The sequence below is a fragment of the Pantoea septica genome (assembly GCF_002095575.1).
In the GTDB taxonomy this organism is placed as follows: domain Bacteria; phylum Pseudomonadota; class Gammaproteobacteria; order Enterobacterales; family Enterobacteriaceae; genus Pantoea; species Pantoea septica.
Genome location: NZ_MLJJ01000025.1, coordinates 14,021 through 36,157, shown reverse-complemented (window position 1 = coordinate 36,157; position 22,137 = coordinate 14,021). Strand labels below are relative to the sequence as shown.

Genomic DNA, 22,137 nt, shown 5'->3' with positions numbered 1-22,137 from the left:
TACCGAGCCGTTTGCGGCTGAAACCGGTTAGCTCACCAGACTTAGCCTTTCCACCAGCCCGCTGCGGCGTTGAGTTTGCAGCTGTACCGCGCGCTGAAACACCGCGGGTTCGCTGTAGAGCGTCAGCCGCTTGCGCGCGCGGGTAATCGCAGTATAGACCAGCTCGCGCGTCAGCACCGGCGAGAACTGAGCCGGCATCACCAGCGCAGTATGCTCGAACTCCGATCCCTGCGACTTATGCACCGTCATCGCCCAGGCGGTATCGTGCGGCGGCAGGCGGCTCGGCTGCACCGCCTTCACCGTCCCGTCCGGCAGCGGGAAAAAAACCTTCAGCTGATTTTCCGCATCGCGCAGGGTAATGCCGATATCGCCGTTGAACAGTCCCAGCGCGCTGTCGTTGCGCGTTACCATCACCGGCCGTCCCGCATACCAGCGGCTGCCGATCGCCGGCCGCCGAATGCGCTGCAGCTGCACCAGTCGCTGCTCGATGCGCTGGTTTAGACCCTGCACGCCGAACGGTCCGTCGCGCAGGGCGCAAAGCAGCTGATAGCGGCTGAAGGCCTGCAGAATCTCCTCTACCGGCGCGCGCGCCTGCACAAGCTTCAGGAATGGCCGGTAGCCCTCCGCGACGGCGTCGAGCATCGCCTGATAGGCCTCGCCGCTCTGCAGCGCCTGAAAATCGATATCCTCAAAGGCGGCGTTAATCACCGACTCGACGGCGCGCGCGTCGCCGAGATTGACCGCCCGCGCCAGCTGGCCGATGCCTGACGTCGCATCAAAGCGATAGCTTTTGCGCAGCAGGCAGATGCTGTCGCGCACGTCGGGGGCGCGCGCGTCATCCGCGCCGTCGAGGGCGCACTGGGTCAGCGCCGCGAGCTGCTGCGCGCGCGACAGGCTGTAGCCCGTTTCCGCGCAGCGGCAGATATCGCCCAGCACCGCGCCCGCCTCTACCGACGCCAGCTGATCGCGATCGCCGAGAAAAATCACGCGCGCATGGTCCGGCAGCGCGGCGATCAGCTTCGCCATCATCGGAAGATCGACCATAGAGGCCTCGTCCACCACCAGCACGTCGAGATGAAGCCGGTTGGCGGCGTGATAGCGCAGCCGCTGCGTATCGGGCTGCGCGCCCAGCAGACGGTGCAGCGTCGTCGCTTCGCTGGGAAAACGCGCCCGCTCTTCGTCGCTGACCGACAGCGCCTGCAGCGCCTGGCCGAGAGATTCTGTGAGGCGCGCCGCCGCTTTGCCCGTGGGCGCCGCCAGCTGGATGCGCAGATTGCTGCGGCTGAGGCGGATCAGCGCCGCCAGCAGCTTCGCCACGGTTGTGGTTTTTCCGGTGCCGGGACCGCCGGAAATCACGGCGGTTTTGCGCGTCAGCGCCACGGCGGCGGCGATTTTTTGCCAGTCGTCAGGCCGATCGCCGAACAGCGCGCTCAGCACGCTCTGCGCGGCGGCGACATCCATCTCCGTCATCTCCGCCTGCCGGGTGAAAAAGTGCGCCACCCGGCCTTCGCTTTGCCACAGACGATGCAGATAGAGCCGCTCATGATTTAGCACCAGCGGCGTGGCGATGCCGCCGTCGCTCAGCGCAGGCCAGCCGGCGAGCGCCGTTTTCCAGCACGACGGCGCGCCCGCTGCGCGCCATAGCGCCTGCGCCAGTTCGGGATGACGCCCGGCAAACAGCGCATCGGGAGTCAGGTGCGCCAGCGGCAGGCAGACGTGACCATCGCCCGCTTCGGCGCTGACGCAGGCGGCCGCCAGCAGCCATGCCGGCTGCGAGGTGTCGGCCACCAGCCGTGCGAACTGAAGATCGAGCGACCGCAGCAGACGTTTCTCTACCGCCTGATCGAGCAATGACACTATTTCCGTCATACTTCCTCCTCTTTCGGGCGACGAAACAGCGCGTCCAGTCCGGCGACGAATGAGGCCGACGGACGCGCGGTAAAGATGCCGTTTTGCGGCGAACTGCCATCGACGCCGCGTAAAAACAGATAAAACACGCCACCAAAGTGGCGCTGATAATCGTAATCGGGCAGGCGATGCTGCAGATAGCGGTGCAGCGCCAGCGTATAGAGCTGGTACTGCAAGTCGTAGCGGTGATCCACCATCGCCTGCGCCATCGCCTCCGGGGTATAGGCTGCTTCGCTATCCCCTAGCCAGTTGGATTTGTAATCCAGCAGATAATATTGACCGTTCCAGCGAAACACCAGATCGATGAAGCCCTTCAGCATGCCCTGCACCTGGTGGAACTCCAGCTTCGGCGCGCGCGCCGACAGCGCATCGTGCTGGCGCATCAGGGCATCCAGCTCCGAAGCGTTCAGCATGCGCTCCAGCGGCAGATAGAAGGCCATCTCCACCAGCCGGTCCCGGTTCTGCAGCGCGCCCAGCGTCAGGCCGTCGCGATTAAGCGGCGTATGCAGCACGCGCGCGATCCACTCCTCCAGCACCGGCAGCCAGTGCGGCGGATAGCCGTTCTGCTCCAGCTCGCTTTCCAGCAGCGCCCTGTCAGGCGGCCGGGTAAAATCGATAGATTCAAACAGGCCGTGCAGAAAGGTGCCCGGCGCGGCGCCGCGCGGAAAGTGATGCGGCGTCAGGGCGCTCTCCGCCTCGCCGCCCTCTTCGCCCGCGGCGTCGATATCGAAAGTCGGCATCGCCTCCAGCAGCGGCGAACTGCTGTGCTGCTGAAGCCCGGAATAGCTGGTAACACGCCAGGCGTCGCGCAGGTCGCGCGTCACCTGACGACTGCTGAGCGCATCGTCGGGCTGCGCCTGTTCGCGCCAGTTTTCGCCAGGAAGCAGCTCGTCGCGCCGCACCTCGGCGTCCGCATCCGCCAGCGTCGCCAGGCAGGCGCGCAGGCGCTCGGCGTCGCCGCTCTCGCCCTGCTGCACCAGATAGCCCAGCGCGCTCTTGTGCAGATCGCTGTCGCCCTCTTTTTTTGCGCGCGCCCTTAAACAGCGGCGCAATGCCGACGCTGCAGTGAAATACCGAGCGCGTTAAGGCGACGTAAAGCAGGCGCAGATCCTCCGCCAGACGCTCCTGCTCGGCCAGCGCCAGACTCTCTTCGTCGCCCTGCACGTCGAGCAGCGTCGCGAAGCTTTCCCGATCGTGATAGAGCGCGCTGGCCGCCTCGCGAAAGCCAGCGGCGAAAGGCAGCCATACCAGCGGATACTGCAATCCTTTGGATTTGTGGATAGTGACAATCTGCACCAGGTGGCGATCGCTCTCGAGCCGCAGCTGCTGCTCCGCCGACTGGCTATTGGGGCGAGCGATCTGCTGGGCGAGAAAGCGCACCAGCGCATGCGGGCTGTCGAGGTGGGTCGACGCCTCCTGCAGCAGCTCGCCCAGATGCATCAGGTCGGTGAGCCTGCGCTCGCCGTTCTCCGAGGCGAGCATATTTTCCGCCAGCTGCCGCTGATTCATTACGTCGCGCAGCATCGGCAACACGCCGCGCTGGTGCCAGAGCTGCTGCCAGCCGGCGAACTGCTCGACCAGCGCATCCCACTCGCGCTCGTTCTGACTCAGCGTATCCAGCGAGGCGGCGTCGATGGCGAAGATCGAGGTGGCCAGCGCGCTGCGCAGCAGACGCTCCTGCTCCGGCGCCTGCACCGCCTGCAGCAGCCACAACAGCTCGCGCGCTTCGGGCGTGGTATAGACGCTGTCGCGGTTAGAGAGATAGACCGACGGAATAGAAAGTCCGTTCAGCGCGTCGCGGATCAGCCCCGCCTCGTTGCGGCTTCGCACCAGCACAGTGATATCGGACGCTTGCACCGGCCGCAGATTATCGCCTTTGCCCAGCAAAGCGCGCCCCTGCTGTCCGGCGACCAGCCAGCGGCTGATATCGGCGGCGCACTGCTGCGCCATAAACTGCTGATAGTCGCTGACGCCGACGCCGTCGCCGGGCTGCAGCCAGAGGCGCAGCGCCGGCTGCGGCTGCCCATCTTTCACCAGCGTCAGCTGCTGATTCGGCGCGGCGGGATGAACCGGCAGAAACGGAATCGCCTCGAAGAGAAAAGGCGAATCCATGCGGGCGAAAAGGCGGTTCACGCTCTGCACCATGCCCGGGGACGATCGCCAGTTAGTGTCGAGCGTATAGTGTGCGGCGACCTCGCTGCGGGCGCGCAAATAGGTAAAGATATCGGCGCCGCGAAAGGCGTAGATCGCCTGTTTAGGGTCGCCGATCAGCAGCAGCGCCAGCTCGGATTGATTAAGATAGAGCGTGCGGAAAATACGATACTGCTGCGGATCGGTATCCTGAAATTCGTCAATCAGCGCCACCGGATAGCGGGCGCGAATGGTGTCGGCCAGTAGCGCGCCGCCCGGCTGCTGCAGCGCCTCGTCGAGACGGCTCAGCAGATCGTCGAAGCCGAGCAGCGCGCGCAGGCGCTTCTCTTTACGCACCGCGTCGCGCACTTCCACCAGCGCGCGGGCGATAACCAGATCGCGCAGCGACAGCGGCTCGGCGAGAAAGGCCTCTACCGCCTGAAACAGCGGATGCTGCGGCGGCTCGCCTTTTTTGGTCTTCTCCGTCAGCACGCGCTGGGCGAAACGCTCCAGCTCTTTCGGGAAGAGATAGTCGGTTGTCTCGCTGTTGGCCCACTGGGTGATTTTCGCCACCCAGAGCGGCAGATATTTGCTGCTGTAGCTGCGCTTATCCACGCCGGACTGGCTGACAATGCCTTCGACTTCGTCGCTCACCGCCTGCCACTGGCGCTTCATCTCGCTGATGCGCGCCAGGTTGGCGGCGTGGCGCGTCGCCAGGGTTTCATCGTCGGTCGGTGGCCGTTTCAGCCGCGGCGATTCGCCCTGCAGCCAGGGCCGCAGCGTCGTCAGCAAACTCTCTGGCCCGTTCCACTCGGCGACGATGGCGCGCGCCACATCCAGCGTCAGCGGATAGCAGTGGCGTCGCCAGAAATCCGCCGTCGCCTGCTTAAACAGCGCCGCCTCATCCTCTATCAACTCCTGCTCGAACAGCATGCCGGACTCGAAGGCGTTCAGGTTAAGCATGCGCTGGCAGAAGCCGTGAATAGTGAAGATCGCCGCTTCGTCCATCTGACGCTCCGCCGCCAGCAGCAGCGAAGCGGCCTGCGAGAGATCGTCAATCTGCTCCAGCAGAAGCGCCAGCATCGGATTGCCGCTCGCGCCGCGCACGCAGGCAAGGCGCAGCTCGTGGATATTTTCGCGGATGCGCCCGCGCAGTTCAGCGGTGGCGGCCTCGGTAAAGGTCACCACCAGTATTTCTTCCACCGACAGCGGACGGCTGTAGCTGTTTTCGCCGCCCAACCCTAACAGCAGGCGCAGGTAGAGCACGCCGATGGTAAAGGTTTTGCCGGTGCCCGCCGAAGCCTCGATCAGACGCTCGCCGCGCAGCGGCAGCGTCAACGGATTCAGCGATTCAGGGTAACTCATTGCGTCTCACTCTTAACCGGTAGCGACTGCTGCAGTTTCGCCACCTCGTTCCAGGTTTTCCAGCCGGGCAGTTGGGCAAAAGCCGCTTTATCCGCGCTGTTGCCGGCAATCTGCGACGTCATCGCCATGCCCTCTTTCTGCAGTACCGCGCGATGGAAGAAGTCCGCCAGCGCGTCCGGCGTCAGCTGCTGGATCTGCGCGATGACCTTCTGCCGCGTATCGAAGGCGTAATTCTGACGATCGAAGTCGCGGCTATAGCGCGACGCCTCTTCGTCCAGGGTCTGCGGCCGCTGCTTCAGTTGATTGATCATCGCCTGCTGATACTGCGCGAAGTCGTCCTGCGGCATGGCGCGCAGCCGCTTCTCCGCCTGCGGGTAGAAGGCCTGATAGCGCTGCAGCAGATAGGCGGGCTGCTTGCTGTTGCTCTGCAGCAGGAAGCCGATGCCCCACTGACGGCCGATCGGCATCTGGAAAGCGAACACCGCGTAGCCCAGTTGCTCTTCGGTGCGCAGCTGGTTGTAGAACCAGGGCTGCACGATCTGGCTCAGCATCGAACTGTTCGCCATGCCCTGATATTCGTCGTAGCCGAGCGGCACATAGAGCGCCGCCAGCGCCGAATCGGTGCTGCTGCCCGCTTTTTGCAGGTTGGCCTTGACCGGCTTCGCGAAAGAGACGTAGCTGCTGCGCCAGAGCTGCGTGCCCTGCGTCTGCATCTGCTGCTTCAGCTCGCGGCCAAGCTGGGTCACGCTTTCGGCGCTGAGGTTGCCCACTGCCAGCAGTTCAGGCGTCGCATGATGGATCAGATTGTCGCGATACGCCACTACCTCGTCGAGGGCGATCGCCTTTACCAGCGCGCGGCGCGTCTCGCGCTGCGTATAGGGGAGCTGCGACAGCATCTGCATCGGCTGAATCGCCAGCTCGAACGCCTTGCCCTTGTCCGCCGCGTCCAGCTGATCGAGATACCAGGATTTCGCCTGCTCCAGCTGCTGCGGCGTAGGCTGGAAGGTGGCATAACCTTCCACCAGTTTTTTCAGCAGCGTCGGCAGCCGCTGGGTAAAGCCGCTGGCGCTGAAGACCAGCCCGTCGTTTTCGCTGGTGGAGAAGCTGATGCCGCCGACCGACGCCTGCGAGTTGAGCTCATCCAGCGCCAGGCTGGAGAGATAGTCGTTGAGACCGAACAGCACCTGCTGGCGCGCGTCGCTGATGGCGTGCTGGTTGCGCAGCGCCAGCGTCACCGAGGCTTTCGGCTCGCTGGCGTAAAAACGGCTCGGCATCCAGTAGATCGGCATGCCGAAGTCGTTGGGCAGCGCGACAGGATGGCTGTAGCTTTTATCATCCTGCGGGATCAGGGTGAAATCGTCAGGAATATAGGGGTTCAGCGTCGGCATCGACAGCTGGATCTGGCTGGCGCGCTGGCGCCAGTCGGCGAAGGTCTGGTCGCTGATGCGATCGACCTGATAGGGCGCGTTGACGAAGTAGGCCTCTTTGTTGTGCGGCTCCTGCGGGCTGATATACCAGATGCGCGCACGCTGCGGCGTCATCTCGTCGAGGCGCGCTTTAATGGCGGCGGCGTCATAGTCGTCGGCCAGATAAGGCGCGTCCAGCGTATGCTCCACCGGCACGCGCAGCATGGTGTCCGCCAGCCACTCGATGTAATCCATATCGCGCGTCAGCGAGGGATAGCGGAAATCGAGCGCCAGTACGTGCGACACTTCGTCAAAGTAGCGCTTGTCGATGCCCTGCTCGCGCAGCATGGCGATGTAGCTGAAAATCGCCGCCACCACCTCGTCGCGCTGCGCCAGCCCTTTGTCGGTGAGCGAGGCGGTAATGGCGAAGACGCCGCTGCTGCGCTCGCTCATCGGATCGGCGCCGGCATTGACGCCGTCAGCGAGTCCCCTCTTTTGCAGCCAGTCGGCCAGGGTGTTTTTGCTGCGGTTACCGATCAGGTAGCCGATCAGCGTATCTGTCTTGCTGCGGAAGCGATCGCTGTTATTGGCGATGCGGAACTCAATCTTCAGCTGCTTGCGAGGCTGCGCCGGAACGTAGTGGATCACGATGCCCTGCTGCGCTTCGGTCACCACAGGCACGTCGATAGCGGGAACCGTCGCGTCGTGATTCGCGATGCGGCCAAAGGTGTTGGCGGCGATCTGCGCCATCTCGGGCAGCGGTTTATTGCTGTAGAGCACCGCCTTCATCAGGTTGGCGGAGTAGTGGGTATGGTAGAACGCCGACAGCGCGTCGAGCAGCTTGCTGTCCGGCTTATCCTTCAGCGTGTCGAGGTTGCCGCCGGAAAAACGCGAGCCGGGGTGCGCCGGATTGAGCGTCTCCGCGCCGACCTGGGCCATACGCAGACCGTCGCGCGAGCGCGCCATCGTCAGCTCGGCGTTGACGGCGTTGCGTTCGCGATCGGCGTTGACCGGATCGAGCAGCGGCGCGGCCAGCGCATCCGCCATACGGTCCACCGCCGGCTCCAGCGCGCTGTTTTCCACCTCAAGGTAGAAGGCGGTGCGATAGGAGGCGGTGCTGGCGTTGTGGCTGCCGCCATGCTTTTTCAGGAACTCCGCCAGATTGTCCGGCTGCGGATAGCGCTGCGATCCCATCAGCACCATGTGCTCGAGGAAGTGCGCTAGCCCGAGCTGCCGATCCGGATCGTCCAGCGAGCCGATAGGCAGCGTAAGCGCCGCCAGAGACTTCGGCGCCTGCGCGTCGGAAACCAGCAGCACGGTCAGGCCGTTATCGAGCCTGATGGCCTGATACTGGCGCGTATCTTTTTCGCTTTTGCGAATGGTTTCATTGACCGGCGTCCAGCCCGTCGCGGCTTGCGCCAGCGTGGCGCCGGCCGCCAGGCTCAACATCAGCGCCGCTATCCAGCGAGCGTATCTACACATGTAAACCCCTTCTGTTACCCTTGAAACTGCGCTGCCAGGCAGGCGCAGCCGAAAATGGTGCAAACTGACATACCTTGTTATCGGGCGTCGACGCGTCAGAGCTCGTCGCGCCGCTTGCTATTCATCATCCAGGTGAGCCTGCAACACCGGCAGATACCAGCGCTGCGCAGCCTCGGTGATTTGCGCTATCTGCGCCTCGTTCAATACGCGACAGAGCCGCTGCAGGTAGGGATCGCCGCCCTCCCCTTCCTGCTGGTAGCCGCCCGTCCAGGCCTGCAGAAGGCGATTGCGCGCCTTGACCTGGGTCGCTTCGTCCAGCAGCAGCTGCCGCGTTTTTTTGTCGTAACTCGCCGTCAGCCAGGCGCCGCCGCTCTTGTTGAGCAGCAGCAGCGGCTGCGACATGCCCTGCTGATAGCCCTGCATATAGCGCGTCAGCATCGCCTCCGCCTCCGGCTGCGCCACCGCCGCAAAGCGCCAGCGGCTATTTTCTCTGCCCATCATGCGGCTTTCTCCGTCGCCGCCCAGCGCGCAGTAGATAAGATGCTCCAGCCAGAGCAGCAGGCCGTCGTTCATGTTCAGCACGCCTGGGCGCCAGCGCAGCAGGCCGTCGCGCTGGACCTGCGTCAGCCAGCCGGTCAGCGTCACGCCGCCGAGCGGCAGGCTGACTTCCCAGCTGTCGCCTTCGCTGCGCTGCTCGATGACCGCCGCCGCCACCTCCTGCATCTCCTCCTGCTGCGCCTGCCAGAACAGCTCGCCGAACGCGCCGTAAGGCAGGTTGCCCGCTGCGCGATGCAGAGCGTAAAGACGCTGCGTATCTTCGCCCTCCACCAGCGCGTTCAGCAGCTCGGCGTTGATCTGGTAGCGTTCCAGGCTGTCGAGCGCAAAAGGCTCGTTGTCCGACAGCTCCGTCTCTTCCAGCCAGAAGGCCACGCCGAGCCGCTGGTGAAACCAGGCGCGCACCGGATGCCGCCAGAAGCGCAGGAACTGCTCGCAGGAGACCGATTCGATCTCCGGCAGCGGCAGCGGCTGCACAAAGTCAGGCTGCGCCTCGCCTTTCCCCTGCGCGGCGGGCAGCCATTCGCGCGCAAAGCTGTGGCAGCGCGACTGCGGGTGAAAATTCTCGGCGGCGAACGGCATGCGGCTGTGAAGATGCTGAATATGGCGCTGTACGCGCTGCGCGCTCTCGTCCAGCTCCTTCGCCTCGTCGCCAGGCAGACAGAAGCTCTGGCCGATGTAATCCAGCAGCTCTGTGACCAGCACCGAGGGATAGCGTTCCGTATTATCCTGAATTGCGCGGCCGATATAGCTGATATAGAGCCGATCCTGTGCCGAAAGCAGCGCCTCGAGAAACAGGTAGCGATCGTCGTCGCGTCGGCTGCGATCGCCTTTGCGCGTCTGCTGCTGCATCAGGTCGAAGCCCGGCGCCGGCAGCGTGCGGGGATAAACGCCGTCGTTCATGCCGAGCAAGCAGACCACGCGGAAGGGAATCGAGCGCATCGGCATCAGCGTGCAGAAGTTAATCTGACCGGCGAGAAAGCGCTGGCTGATACGCTGCTGATCGAGACGCGCGCGCAGATCGTCGCGCAGCAGCGTCACCGGAATCGTCGCCTCATAACGCGCCGCCTGGCCATATTCGATCAGCTGTTTCCACTGCTCCTCAACCAGCAGCAGCGCTGCTTCCGCTTCGGCGTCTCCGTGAAAGAAGTCGTTGATCATCTCGCGACAGAGCGGCAGCCAGCCCTCCAGCGGACGGGATTCGCTGAGACGCGCGCGCCAGTGGTTCAGCCGCATCAGCAGCTCCGCCAGGTGTCCGGCCAGTTCGCCGACCAGGCCGCTCGACTCGTCATAGGGCAGAATGCCTTGCCAGTCGCCGTGATGACTCTCCATCGCATAGCCCAGCAGCATGCGCTCCAGGCCGAAGCGCCAGGTATGCTGCCCGGTGACCGGCAGCGCCAGCGCTTCGGCGCTGTCGTCGTCCAGCCCCCAGCGCACGCCAGACTCGTCTACCCAGCGGCGCAGCAGGCGCAGGCCGCTCTCATCCACCGAAAAACGGTTCGCCAGCGCCGGCACCTCCAGCAGCGCCAGCACATCCTCCGCCGCAAAGCGGCTGTCCGGCAGCGCCAGCAGGCTCAGAAAGGCGAAAATCGCCGGATGCGCCTGGCTGGCGCGGCGATCGGAGATGGAGAACGGTAGATAGCGATCGGCGGGCGCGTTAGCGAAGACCGCCTGAATAAAGGGAGCGTAGCTGTCGATATCGGCCACCATCACGATCACATCGCGCGGTTTGAGGCCGGGATCCGCCTCCATCATCGCCAGCAAATGATCCTGCAAGACCTCCACTTCGCGCTGGGCGCTGTGGCAGATCTGCACGCTAATCGACCGATCGTCGGGATCGAGGAGACGCTTGCTGCCGCTCCAGGCGAGCTCTTCCGCGTTCAGCCCCAGCACCGCGTTATCCTGCAGATGCAGCAGGTCGTGCTGCATGGCGTGCAGCAGGTTGTCCTCCTCGATCTCGACGAAGGCGTCAACGTCATCCGCCTCGTCCATCTGACTCAGCAGGAACAGGTTGTCGCGGCCCAGCTTGCCCCAGGAGGCCAGCAGCGGGTTGCTGAGCTGCTGTTCCCCTTCGGCGTTGAAACGCGCAGGCGCGTCGAGCGGATCGCTGAAAAGATCGCGCGCCTCTTCGCTGTCGAGGCGACGACGCTGGCGGCTCTGCAGCTTCGCCAGAAAGGCGTAGTCCTGAATATCGCCCCAGTAATCGCGACAGGGATTGGTAAACAGCAGATGAATATCGATATGACGGCCCAGCGCCTGCAGCGCCTGGAGATAGACCGGCGGCAAGGCGGAGATGCCGCAGATAAAAACGCGCTTCGGCAGGCCAGGCGGCGCATGCTCGGCTCGCTCCAGCGTCTGAATAAAGCGCGCGTAGAGATTGGCGCGGTGCCATTTCGGCTGTCCCAGCGCCTCGGTGTAGGTCACCAGATCGCGCCACAGCGCCGACTGCCACAGCTGCGCGTCGCCCAGCCCTTCCACCTGTTCGCCCTGCTCCCAGCGATTCAGCCAGTCGGCGCGATAGACCAGATACTGGTCGAAGAGATCGGCGACGCGTGAGCAGAGCTGGAACAGCTTACGCTTGTCGCTATCGTCGTGCAGATAGTGGCGCAGCGAAACAAAGGCCTCTTCAGTCAGCAGCGTCGGCAGGCGATGCATCAGTTTCCAGCTCATGCTGGCTTTGGTAAAGGCGCTTTCGGCGGGAATATCCGGCAGCACGCGCACGAACATATCCCAGATAAAGGAGGCGGGAAGCGGAAAGTCGATATTGGCGGCGATGCCGAAGGTGTGCGCCAGCTCCATCTGCAGCCACTGCGCCATGCCGGGACTCTGCACCAGCACGGTTTCAGCGGCGAAAGGATCGCTGAGGGGGTCATGTTCTATCACCGCTGCCGCGAGAATCTTCAGAACATCGAGCTGGTTTGAGTGATAAACGTGAAACATGAAAACTCCTGTGGTGACACTGTCTGGCGCGGCAAAGCGGCAGACTGGTCACTCTACCGCGTATCGCCGGGGTTGCCCATAGCGCGGGGGCGCTTTTGCCTCTCAGCAACGTAAACGGGTCAGCATGGCGCGCGCCTCGTCAGGTCCGCTGACCTCCGCGCGCTCCAGCGTGCAGGTCGAGACGGCGCCGCTGCGCTGGAGCGAGGTGCGCCAGCCCGCGACCTCATGGCCCATCAGACGCTGCGCGGCGACGCGCACCGCCACGCGCTGCTGCCACTGCTGGCTGAAGCCCTGCGTCAGAGCGCGATGATACTGCAGCAGCGCGCTTACGCTCGTCGCCAGCAGCAGCAGCGCGAACAGCGCTTCCGGCAGACTGAACCCGCGCTGCCTACAGGCAGAGCGTTGCCGCCGCCAGCGGGCAGTAGTCGATCCAGCCGTGCGGCAGCGGCCTGATCCGCTCCCCTTTCCTAGCCACCCAGCGCCGCAGCGCCATTTCGCTCGCCGCCGCGCGGCCTGTAAGTAACGCCCGTTCATCGCTTACCTTCTGTAAACAGCTTTGCCAGCCCTGATCCGGCGCCTGCTGACAGCCCTGCGGCGTCGTCCAGCTCAGCGTCAGCCCCCACTGCAGCGCCGACTGCGCCGCCCAAAAATCGCGATAGTGCTGCCGCTCGTCGGTTACCAGCGACATGCCCTGTTCCAGCCGCTCCCGGCTGGCATGCAGCGTCAGGCTGCCTGCCAGCAGGATCGTCAGCACCATGCCCAGCGCGCTGTTGCCTTGTTGATTCACAAATTTTCGCCCTCGATCCAGCTCTCCAGCGTTTCCAGCCAGCGCCCGGCGCGACCGGCCAGCCGCAGCTTAATCAGCGCGCCCGCGCGTTCGACGCTGAACTGCTCAATAGTGAGAAAGGCGGGATCGGTCAGGCGTTCCCAGCCGGTGCCGCCGCAGCCGTCCACGCCGCGCTGGGTTTCCAGCTGCTTTTGCCGCAGCCGAAAGCCGTAGTAATCGCTTTCGCTATGGCTCACGCCTTCCCATTTCCCGTTGCTGTTGTCGTCCCAGCGCAGCAGCAGGCAGCCGGAGGAGAGGCTGAGCGCCGTCCCGCCGCACTCGCCGTTGCAGTAGCCGGCGCGGCGCACCGCTTTTTCCAGCGTCTGCATCAGCTGCTGAAGATCTTCCCGCAGCTGAACGCGCTGCTGCAGGCGCAGGCTCTCTCCGATCAGCAGCGGTAAAAAGCGTCCTGCGCTCAGCATCAGCACGGCGCTAACGGCCATCGCCACCAACATCTCCAGCAGGCTGAATCCTGCCATCCTCAGTCGCATCCCTGCTCCTCCGGCTGGCAGAGACGAATGCGCGCGCGCGCGGAGATAATCAGCCGCAGCCTGGCGCTGGCGTTGCCGAACTCCAGGCTGCCCGCCTTCGCCATGTTGCGGCGGCCGTAAAAGCCCGGCTCGCCGCGCAGCGCGATCAGGCTGACACCGGGATAAGGCGCGACGAATCGCCATCGTCCGCCGTGCGCGCAGCCGCCGTCAGGTTTCGGGCCGCTGCCCAGACAGCCGTGCTCGCCCGGTATCAGCCAGAGCGCGCGATCCTGGTTCTGCCAGTTGGCCTGGGCACGCAGCCGCTGTAAAAAGCCCTGAAGCTGTTGCGCGGTCTCACGCAGCTGCTGTCGCTGCTGCCAGCTCTTCCAGCCTTGCAGCGCGCCGAGGCTGAGGATGCCGACGATAACCAGCACGAACAGCAGTTCCGGCAGCGTAAAACCCTGGTCTGTTTCCTTTTTCATGGCGCTACTCTGCCGCGCCGCGCGCGCCGTCGCCAGCGGCGCTGAACGGGCATGCGCGCCCCTTTCCAGCAAAAAACGGACGTGTTGCGGCGAGGCGCAAAGAAATGCGGCAGAAGCCGAAAAAAGTTGGAAAAAAAAAGCCCCGGCGAGCAGGGCTACACCGGGGCTTTGTTACCGCAGGTCGGGAAGTTACACCGCGACCGGCGCCTTAATGGCCGGATGAGGATCGTAGCCTTCGATCTCGAAATCTTCGAAGCTGTAGTCGAAGATGGAGTCGGGCTTGCGCTTAATCACCAGCTTCGGCAGCGCGCGCGGCGCGCGCGTCAGCTGCAGGCGCGCCTGCTCCAGATGGTTGCTGTAGAGGTGCGTGTCGCCGCCGGTCCAGACGAAATCGCCGACCTGCAGATCGCACTGCTGCGCTACCATATGCACCAGCAGCGCGTAGCTGGCGATATTGAACGGCAGGCCGAGAAAAATATCGCAGGAGCGCTGATAGAGCTGACAGGAGAGTTTGCCGTCCGCCACGTAAAACTGGAAGAACGCGTGGCACGGCGCCAGCGCCATCTCGTCCAGCTCGCCGACGTTCCACGCCGAAACGATAATACGACGGGAATCGGGATCGCGCTTCAGCTGTTCGATAACCTTCGCAATCTGGTCGATCTCTTCGCCGCGCGCGCTGCCCCAGCTGCGCCACTGTTTGCCGTAAACCGGCCCGAGGTCGCCGTTTTCATCCGCCCACTCGTCCCAGATAGTGACCTTGTTCTCTTTCAGATAGCGGATATTGGTCTCGCCTTTCAGAAACCACAGCAGCTCATGAATGATTGAGCGCAGATGCACTTTTTTCGTGGTCACCAGCGGAAAGCCATCCTGCAGGTTGAAACGCATCTGGTGGCCGAAAATCGACAGCGTGCCGGTGCCGGTACGGTCAGATTTCGGCGTGCCGTGGTTCAGCACGTGTTGCATCAGGTCCAGATACTGTTTCATTTTACCTCTCGTGTGTGTTGCTGCGGGCGACGACGATACGCCCAGACCATCATGATAATGCCCGCCAGGATCATCGGAATGGAGAGAATCTGCCCCATACTGACGCCGCCCTCGAACAGGCCGAGCTGCGCATCCGGCTGACGGAAGAATTCAACGATAATGCGAAACGCGCCGTAGCCGATAAGGAACAGGCCGGAGACGCTGCCCATCGGACGCGGTTTGCGAATAAACAGGTTGAGAATAATAAACAGCACCACGCCTTCCAGCATCAGTTCATAGAGCTGCGAGGGGTGACGCGGCAGCACGCCGTAGGTGTTCAGCAGATCCTGATAGCCCGGGTTATTCGCCGCCAGCGCCACATCCTCGCTGCGCGAGCCGGGAAAGAGCATGGCGAATTTGAAATCAGGCGCCACGCGGCCCCATAGTTCGCCGTTGATAAAGTTGCCGAGACGGCCTGCGCCAAGGCCGAACGGGATCAGCGGCGCGATAAAGTCAGAGACCTGAAAAAAGGTGCGTTTGGTGCGGCGCGCGAAGATCAGCATCACCACGATAACGCCGATCAGGCCGCCGTGGAACGACATGCCGCCATCCCAGACTTTGAACAGATAGAGCGGGTTGTCCAGAAACAGCGGCAGGTTATAGAAGAGCACGTAGCCGATGCGGCCGCCGAGGAAAACGCCGAGGAAGCCAGCATAGAGCAGGTTTTCAACCTCCTCTTTTTTCCAGCCGCTGCCGGGTTTGTTGGCGCGACGCACCGCCAGCCACATGGCAAAAATAAAGCCGACGAGGTACATCAGTCCGTACCAGTGCAGCGAAACCGGCCCGATAGAGAAGATCACCGGATCGAACTGCGGAAATGCGATATAGCCGTTATTCATCATTCACCATTCAATTTTCAGCCCTGAAAAAGGGGCGCCAGGCGGATATGTTAAAGGCTGCGCATGATAGCACAGCCTGGTTTTTTACAGAGCAGCGTAAATGTAAACGAGGATAACGCCTAGCGCCCGCCGCGAATCAGGCCGCCCAGCCCGCGCCGCTCCATAAAGGCGGCGACCAGATGGCGGACCTCCGACGCGGTGTGCGCGCTCAGGCCCTGCTCGCTCAGCTTTTGCGTCTCTTCTTTATCCAGATGGCGCAGCAGATATTTTACGCGCGGCACATTCTTGCCGTTCATGCTGAGATGGTGATAGCCAAGCCCCACCAGCAGCGCGACGCACATCGGATCGCCCGCCATTTCACCACAAAGACAGAGCTCGAGATTCGCCAGACGGGCTTCGGTGGCAATCGCCTGCAGCGCGCGCAGCATAGCGGGATGCAGCGGATCGTAGAGGTTGGCGACGCGCGTGTTGTTGCGATCCACCGCCATCAAATACTGGGTCAGATCGTTGGTGCCGACCGAAACGAAATCGACGCGCGACTGCAGCTGCGGGATCATAAACAGCATCGACGGCACTTCGATCATCACGCCGATGCGCGGTTTGGGGATCATGTAGCCCAGCATCTCTTCTACTTCACGTCCGGCGCGCTGGATCAGCCGCACCGCGTCGTCGATCTCGTCGATATGGCTGATCATCGGCAGCAGAATGCTGAGGTTGCCGGAGGCGGCGTTGGCGCGCAGCATGGCGCGCACCTGCACCAGAAAAATCTCCGGCTGATCGAGCGTCAGGCGAATGCCGCGCCAGCCGAGGCAAGGATTCTCTTCGCTGATCGGCATATAGGGCAGCTGTTTATCGGCGCCGACGTCGAGCGTGCGCAGCGTGACCGGCTTGTTGTGAAACAGCTGCAGCATGCCCTGATACTGCGCCACCTGCTCCTCTTCGGACGGGAAGCCGTTCTGCAGCATAAAGGGAATTTCGGTGCGGTAGAGGCCGATGCCGTCCACCCAGCTATCGAGCGTCTGTTCATGCTCGGGGCTGAGGCCAGCGTTAAGCATCACCTGGATGCGCTCGCCGCTTTTCAGCTGGCCCGGCTGATCGACTACCCCTTCCGCCATTTTGCTCAGCGCGTTCTCTTCGCTGATCAGGCGCTGATACTCCTGCACCAGCACCGGCTCAGGATCGATTAACAGCTCGCCGCGGTAGCCGTCGACAATCAGCAGGCGTTTATTGAGCTGCGCAGGCAGGATATCCGCGCCCATCACCGTGGGAATGCCCATGGCGCGCGTCAGGATAGCGGCGTGCGAGTTAGCGGCGCCGTCGCGCACCACGATCCCCGCCAGCCGCTCGTGCGGCAGCTCCGCCAGCGTGGTGGCGGTGAGCTCGTCGGCCACCAGCACAAAACGTTCCGGCCAGGCGTTGGTGCCGACCAGCGAGTCATCGAGATGAAACAGCAGGCGCTGGCCCAGCACGCGCAGATCGCCCGCGCGCTCGCGCAGGTAGCTGTCGCTAAGGCTGGCGAACTGGGCGGCGAATTTTTCGATGACCTTTTTGACCGCCCATTCGGCAACCGATCCCTGCTCGATCTCGTCGAACAGATCTTTTTTCAGGCGGGCATCGGTCAACAGGTGGGAGTAAAGATCGAAGATCGCCGCGCTCTCTTTCTGCACGCCGGCGGCGAAACGTTTGCTGAAGCGGCGGAATTCGCTGGCGGCTTCGCTCATCGCCAGCACCAGCCGCTCGCGTTCGCGCTGCACGTCGAGCGTCGAGGCGGCGGAGACCTGATCCAGCAGCGGCTGCGTTTCGTCTACCCAGCCCGGCGCGACGGCGACGCCCGGCGCGGCGGCGATGGCGCGCACCCGCGTCTGGCGGAACTGGCCAAACAGCTGGCCGAGCTGCGACTGCGACAGCAGGGTCGCCATCTGCGTGGCCAGCGTGACCAGGAAAGACTCTTCGCTCTCGTCGAACTGTCGGTGTTCGCGCTGCTGCACCACCAGCACGCCCAGCAGCTGCCGGCGGCTGATGATCGGCACGCCAAGGAAAGAGCGATAGCGCTCTTCCTTAACGGCGGGAATATATTTGAAGCTGGGGTGACTTTGCGCATCTGCAAGGTTGATGGGTTCGGCGAGCCGCCCCACCAGGCCGACGATCCCTTCGTCGAACGCCAGCGTCACGGTGCGTCCGCGCGGTTTTTTCAGGCCGCGCGTGGCCATCAGGTAGTAGCAATGGTGATCGTGATCCGCGAGATAAACAGAGCACACTTCCGTGTCCATCGCCAGGCAGATCTCATTGACCAGGATGTCGAGCGCGTCGTTAAGCCGCGGCGCGCCCGCCACCTTTTCTACTATTTCGCGCAACTGAGTGAGCATAAGAGCGTGGCCTATCCTCTTTTCCGTCGATGGGCTGGCGCGCTGCGCTGCTGCCCCGCACTCTCCTGCATCGACATTACCACGCCAGCGAATTCCTTCATCACGCGGCGATAGACGTCGCGTTTAAAGGAGACAACCTGACGCACCGGATACCAGAAGCTCACCCAGCGCCAGCCGTCGAACTCTGGCGTGCTGCTGTGTTGCACATTGATATCCGCGTCACTGCTCATCAACTGCAGAAGAAACCACTTTTGTTTCTGGCCGATACACACCGGCTTTGTGTCCCAACGCACCAAACGTTTTGGCAATTTGTAGCGCAACCAGTTTCGGGTAGATGCAAGTATTCGAACATCTTTACGGTGTAAACCCACTTCTTCGAACAGTTCGCGATACATCGCCTGTTCGGCGGTTTCACCCGGATTGATGCCTCCCTGAGGAAACTGCCAGGAGTGCTGTCCAAAGCGCCTGGCCCACAACACTTGTCCTTGCCTGTTACAGATTACGATACCAACATTCGGGCGGTAGCCATCATCATCGATCACTGGACTACCTCAAAGCTAAATTTGAATAGCCTGATTGTTTCACACTCCTTACAGGCGGTAAACCACTGGATTGTCGGGAAGAACGCGGCGCCGCGCCTGGATAACTCACAGTATTGACCCGAGTTATAAACAATTAAGGCGGCAAAGAGGCGATCTTATTCACGTTTTCTGTGGATAGCTTTGTGCAGAACACGGGAATTAGCTGAATAAACTTTTGCGTCCCTTATCCGCCCCATAGACTAGAAAATGATTTTTAACCATTAAAAACAGAATCTTAATTAACTCTTATTCAGAATAAAAGCGGCCAGATTTGCGGTGAAAGCTGCGAAAGCGTTTTAGCTGGTCAAAGATCAAGCGACGTCGTTTTTATCCACAGACAATGCAGTAAACTTGCTCATCACTGGATAAAAAAGCGCCTTTTCCGCTAAAGTCAAGGCTGTAAATGGAACCAGTAGCGGGAGTGCTGCAGGGTTATCCCACCTATCTGTGGATAACTCAGGCGAAGATCCTGTTCATTATTGCCGTCAGTCCGGGATAACCTTGTACGGCTGTGGCAGGTCGGCACGGCGCGCAATTAAAAAAGCATGAGGAATCATGCTATTATCAGCGCTCTTGCTGCTGACGCCGCTGTGGGAAAAGTTTGCGGGAGAAGAGTTGTCTATTTTTTAACCAACTGAGTGTTCGCTATGTTCCAGCTGCCCGCCCCGCCCGAAAATGAAGCCGTTCTCCTGGCGCGTGCCCATGCGCTGGCGGGCCAGTCGCTGGCGACCCTGGCCGCGCAGGCCGGCCTGCCGATGCCGGCCGATCTGAAACGCGATAAAGGCTGGGTCGGCATGTTGCTGGAGCGCTATCTGGGCGCCAGCGCAGGCAGCAAGGCGGAGCAGGATTTCGCCCATCTCGGCATTGAACTCAAAACCATTCCTGTCGACGCGCAGGGCAAACCGCTGGAAACCACCTTTGTTTGCGTGGCGCCCCTGACAGGCAACAGCGGCGTGACCTGGGAGACGAGCCATGTACGCCACAAGCTGGCGCGCGTGCTGTGGATCCCGGTGGAGGGCGATCGCGCGATCCCCCTCGCCCAGCGTCGCGTCGGCGCGCCGCTGCTGTGGAGCCCGAGCGAAGAGGAAGATCGCATGCTGCGCCAGGACTGGGAGGAGCTGATGGATATGATCGTGCTGGGCCAGGTTGAACGCATTACCGCGCGCCACGGCGCCTGGCTACAGATCCGGCCGAAAGCCGCCAACAGCCGGGCGTTAACAGAAGGCATAGGCGAACACGGCGAGCCGATTATGACGCTGCCGCGCGGTTTTTATCTGAAAAAGAGTTTCACCGCCCCGCTGCTGGCGCGTCATTTTTTACTGTAAGTTCATCAAAACGGATGCGTATAATCGCCGTTTACTTTTCGTTTAAGATTGAGTGTGCGCATGTTTGAGTGGATAACCGATCCCAACGCCTGGCTGGCGCTGGGCACGCTGACCATCCTCGAAGTGGTTCTGGGTATTGATAACATTATTTTCCTGTCGCTGGTGGTGGCGAAGCTGCCTAAACATCAGCAGGCCAGCGCGCGTCGGCTCGGCCTGATGGGCGCCATGCTGATGCGTCTCGCCCTGCTGGCCTCTATCGCCTGGGTCGCGCGTCTGACCCATCCGCTATTTACCCTGCTCGATCACGCCTTCTCCTGGCGCGATCTGATCCTGCTCGGCGGCGGTCTGTTTCTGCTGTGGAAATCGAGCATGGAGATCCATGAAACCATCGAAGGCGGCGAAGAGGAGCACAAGACCAACGTGCACTCCTTCTTCGGCGCTATCGTGCAGATCATGCTGCTGGATATCATTTTTAGCCTGGACTCGGTGATTACCGCCGTCGGCCTTTCCGATCATCTCTTTATTATGATGGCCGCCGTGGTGATCGCCGTGCTGATGATGATGTTTGCCGCGCGCGCCATTGGCGAGTTTGTCGATCGCCATCCCTCGATCAAAATGCTCGCCCTCTCTTTTCTGATACTGGTGGGTTTTACCCTGATTCTGGAGAGTTTCGCGGTGCATGTACCAAAAGGTTACATTTATTTCGCCATGTTCTTCTCTATGGCCGTTGAATGTCTGAACCTGATGCGCGCTAAGAAAAGCGCGGCGTAAGATGTCAAGGGCGGCTACAGGCCGCCCTTTTATTTTCAGATTCATGCGATAACGCAAAGCGCCAAAACCATTTATTACTACACTTTTTGCAGTTGATGCTGCGTAGCCTTTGACGGGGCGACGCGGCCCACAGGCTGACGGGAGTGAGAGGAATAAGCGTGATGAAAGAGTTGGCAGGCGTAGCAGTGTTGATTTTTGCCGCCGTTACACTGAGCGGATGCAGTTCAGATTATGTAATGGCAACGAAAAACGGCCAGATGATCATGACGGAAGGTAAGCCGACCATCGATAAAGAGACCGGTCTGGTGAAATATACCGATCAGTCAGGCCATGAAGTGCAGATAAATGGCGACGAAGTGTCGACCATTATTGAGCGTTAAGTGCCATTTCAGCTCACCTGTCCCGCAATTTGCCCGGACAGGTGATTTCCCCGATTTTCCCTACTTCCTTCCCCGCTGATTCACGCGCTATAGTCCCACAGGACACACCATTACATTCCATAAAAATAAGGAAGACGGCTATGCATTATCACCGCATCCCCCATAGCACGCTGGAAGTGAGTCAACTGGGGTTGGGAACCATGACGTTTGGTGAACAGAATAGCGAAGCCGACGCCCACGAGCAGCTCGATTTCGCCCTCGCCAGCGGCATTAACTTTATCGATACCGCTGAAATGTATCCGGTGCCGCCGCGCCCGGAAACCCAGGGTTTGACCGAACAGTATATCGGCAGCTGGCTGAAGACGCGCGGCAGCCGCGATAAAGTGATCCTCGCCAGCAAGGTCGCGGGCCCCTCGCGCGGCGCCGACGCCTCGATTCGCCCTAACCAGGCGCTGGACCGCAAAAATATCCGCGACGCGCTGGACGCCAGCCTGAAGCGCCTGAATACCGACTACCTCGACCTTTATCAGCTGCACTGGCCGCAGCGCCAGACCAACTATTTCGGCAAGCTGGGCTATCAGTACAGCGAGACCACGGTTCCCGTCACGCTGCTGGAGACGCTGGAAGCGCTGACCGAGCAGGTGCGCGCCGGCAAAATTCGCTATATCGGCGTGTCGAACGAAACGGCCTGGGGCGTGATGCGCTATCTGCAGCTGGCGGAGAAGCACGAGCTGCCGCGCATCGTGACCATTCAGAACCCCTATAGCCTGCTGAACCGCAGCTTTGAGGTGGGCCTGGCGGAAATCAGCCAGCATGAAGGGGTCGAGCTGCTGGCTTACTCCAGCCTCGCCTTCGGCACCCTGAGCGGCAAGTACCTGAACGGCGCGAAACCGGCCGGCGCGCGCAACACGCTGTTCAGCCGCTTTACGCGCTACAGCGGCGAGCAGTCGCAGCTGGCGATTGCGGAATATGTGGCGCTGGCGCAGAAGCACCGCCTGGATCCGTCGCAGATGGCGCTGGCCTATGTGCGTCAGCAGCCGTTCGTCGCCAGCACTCTGCTGGGCGCAACGACGATGGAGCAGCTGAAGATCAATATCGACAGCTTCAACCTGACGCTGGACGCGGACGTGCTGGAAGGGATCGAGGCGATTCACCGCCGTTACACCTATCCGGCGCCTTAAAGGGGTTGAGCGGCTATTGCGAGTGGGTTTAGTGAGGTGGGCGTAGGCTGTTTGTCAGGTATTTGCGCTGCTAGCCTGGCCCGATCGCAAAGTCGCTCAAGGCATCC

At 61.9% G+C, this 22,137-nt stretch carries 15 protein-coding genes and 1 pseudogene; 4 read left to right on the top strand and 12 right to left on the bottom strand.

The genetic code is table 11. The features are described from left to right. Positions 1-27 precede the first annotated feature (27 nt). From recD to rppH, 12 genes and pseudogenes are all read right to left on the bottom strand, one after another. Positions 28-1,869 (bottom strand): exodeoxyribonuclease V subunit alpha, encoded by a 1,842-nt coding sequence (gene recD / locus HA46_RS14290; protein ID WP_084885019.1) that lies wholly within the window; start codon positions 1,867-1,869, stop codon positions 28-30. Further along, positions 1,866-5,403 (bottom strand): annotated as a pseudogene (gene recB, locus HA46_RS14285) (exodeoxyribonuclease V subunit beta). Before recB ends, recD begins: the two are co-directional and overlap by 4 nt. After that, positions 5,400-8,291, bottom strand: a complete 2,892-nt coding sequence (gene ptrA / locus HA46_RS14280) for a pitrilysin (RefSeq protein WP_084885017.1) — start codon at positions 8,289-8,291, stop codon at positions 5,400-5,402. The pseudogene recB and the gene ptrA overlap by 4 nt, the downstream one beginning before the upstream one ends. A gap of 117 nt (positions 8,292-8,408) precedes the next feature. Continuing rightward, entirely contained in the window at positions 8,409-11,786 is a 3,378-nt protein-coding gene (gene recC / locus HA46_RS14275) for an exodeoxyribonuclease V subunit gamma (protein ID WP_084885014.1), read from the bottom strand. 102 nt (positions 11,787-11,888) lie between these two features. Continuing rightward, positions 11,889-12,086: a prepilin-type cleavage/methylation domain-containing protein gene (locus tag HA46_RS21350; protein WP_338047341.1), complete on the bottom strand. Its 198-nt coding sequence runs from the start codon at positions 12,084-12,086 to the stop codon at positions 11,889-11,891. A gap of 88 nt (positions 12,087-12,174) precedes the next feature. Continuing rightward, positions 12,175-12,573 (bottom strand): DUF2509 family protein, encoded by a 399-nt coding sequence (locus tag HA46_RS21345; protein ID WP_033788692.1) that lies wholly within the window; start codon positions 12,571-12,573, stop codon positions 12,175-12,177. Further along, the gene (locus HA46_RS14260) at positions 12,570-13,103 is read right to left on the bottom strand and encodes a prepilin peptidase-dependent protein (RefSeq protein WP_084885010.1); all 534 of its coding nucleotides are present in this window, start codon (positions 13,101-13,103) and stop codon (positions 12,570-12,572) included. Before HA46_RS14260 ends, HA46_RS21345 begins: the two co-directional genes overlap by 4 nt. Then, on the bottom strand, positions 13,094-13,564 hold the full coding sequence (locus HA46_RS14255) for a prepilin-type N-terminal cleavage/methylation domain-containing protein (protein WP_084885050.1): 471 nt from the start codon (positions 13,562-13,564) through the stop codon (positions 13,094-13,096). The genes HA46_RS14260 and HA46_RS14255 overlap by 10 nt, the downstream gene beginning before the upstream one ends. Positions 13,565-13,753: 189 nt before the next feature. Continuing rightward, positions 13,754-14,548 carry a thymidylate synthase gene (gene thyA, locus HA46_RS14250; protein WP_033788690.1) on the bottom strand — a complete coding sequence of 265 codons (795 nt, stop codon included), beginning with the start codon at positions 14,546-14,548 and terminating at the stop codon, positions 13,754-13,756. Continuing rightward, positions 14,545-15,426 carry a prolipoprotein diacylglyceryl transferase gene (gene lgt, locus HA46_RS14245; RefSeq protein ID WP_033752900.1) on the bottom strand — a complete coding sequence of 294 codons (882 nt, stop codon included), beginning with the start codon at positions 15,424-15,426 and terminating at the stop codon, positions 14,545-14,547. Before lgt ends, thyA begins: the two co-directional genes overlap by 4 nt. Positions 15,427-15,545: 119 nt before the next feature. Next, entirely contained in the window at positions 15,546-17,792 is a 2,247-nt protein-coding gene (gene ptsP, locus HA46_RS14240) for a phosphoenolpyruvate--protein phosphotransferase (protein ID WP_033788689.1), read from the bottom strand. Between the two features lie 11 nt (positions 17,793-17,803). Next, positions 17,804-18,334: an RNA pyrophosphohydrolase gene (gene rppH, locus HA46_RS14235; RefSeq protein ID WP_033752842.1), complete on the bottom strand. Its 531-nt coding sequence runs from the start codon at positions 18,332-18,334 to the stop codon at positions 17,804-17,806. Positions 18,335-19,020: 686 nt separating this feature from the next. On the opposite strand from rppH, the gene mutH reads away from it, so the two are divergent. The 4 genes from mutH (at position 19,021) to HA46_RS14215 (ending at position 22,030) form a co-directional block, all read left to right on the top strand. Further along, complete coding sequence (mutH, locus tag HA46_RS14230) at positions 19,021-19,698, top strand: DNA mismatch repair endonuclease MutH (protein ID WP_033788688.1); 678 nt, start codon at positions 19,021-19,023, stop codon at positions 19,696-19,698. Between the two features lie 60 nt (positions 19,699-19,758). Continuing rightward, entirely contained in the window at positions 19,759-20,469 is a 711-nt protein-coding gene (locus HA46_RS14225; protein WP_033752844.1) for a TerC family protein, read from the top strand. Positions 20,470-20,630: 161 nt separating this feature from the next. Continuing rightward, a complete protein-coding gene (locus HA46_RS14220) occupies positions 20,631-20,849 on the top strand; it encodes a YgdI/YgdR family lipoprotein (RefSeq protein WP_033788687.1) in 219 nt (72 codons plus the stop codon). A gap of 140 nt (positions 20,850-20,989) precedes the next feature. Further along, positions 20,990-22,030 (top strand): NADP(H)-dependent aldo-keto reductase, encoded by a 1,041-nt coding sequence (locus HA46_RS14215; RefSeq protein WP_033788686.1) that lies wholly within the window; start codon positions 20,990-20,992, stop codon positions 22,028-22,030. Positions 22,031-22,137 lie beyond the last annotated feature (107 nt).

Coding starts and splice junctions, on each gene's coding strand:
- ptsP (WP_033788689.1), bottom strand. CDS start 17,792: ATGCTCACTCAGTTGCGCGAAATAGTAGAAAAGGTGGCGGGCGCGCCG.
- HA46_RS14255 (WP_084885050.1), bottom strand. CDS start 13,564: ATGAAAAAGGAAACAGACCAGGGTTTTACGCTGCCGGAACTGCTGTTC.
- recC (WP_084885014.1), bottom strand. CDS start 11,786: ATGTTTCACGTTTATCACTCAAACCAGCTCGATGTTCTGAAGATTCTC.
- thyA (WP_033788690.1), bottom strand. CDS start 14,548: ATGAAACAGTATCTGGACCTGATGCAACACGTGCTGAACCACGGCACG.
- HA46_RS14215 (WP_033788686.1), top strand. CDS start 20,990: ATGCATTATCACCGCATCCCCCATAGCACGCTGGAAGTGAGTCAACTG.
- recD (WP_084885019.1), bottom strand. CDS start 1,869: ATGACGGAAATAGTGTCATTGCTCGATCAGGCGGTAGAGAAACGTCTG.
- HA46_RS14260 (WP_084885010.1), bottom strand. CDS start 13,103: ATGCGACTGAGGATGGCAGGATTCAGCCTGCTGGAGATGTTGGTGGCG.
- lgt (WP_033752900.1), bottom strand. CDS start 15,426: ATGAATAACGGCTATATCGCATTTCCGCAGTTCGATCCGGTGATCTTC.
- mutH (WP_033788688.1), top strand. CDS start 19,021: ATGTTCCAGCTGCCCGCCCCGCCCGAAAATGAAGCCGTTCTCCTGGCG.
- HA46_RS14220 (WP_033788687.1), top strand. CDS start 20,631: ATGAAAGAGTTGGCAGGCGTAGCAGTGTTGATTTTTGCCGCCGTTACA.
- ptrA (WP_084885017.1), bottom strand. CDS start 8,291: ATGTGTAGATACGCTCGCTGGATAGCGGCGCTGATGTTGAGCCTGGCG.
- HA46_RS14225 (WP_033752844.1), top strand. CDS start 19,759: ATGTTTGAGTGGATAACCGATCCCAACGCCTGGCTGGCGCTGGGCACG.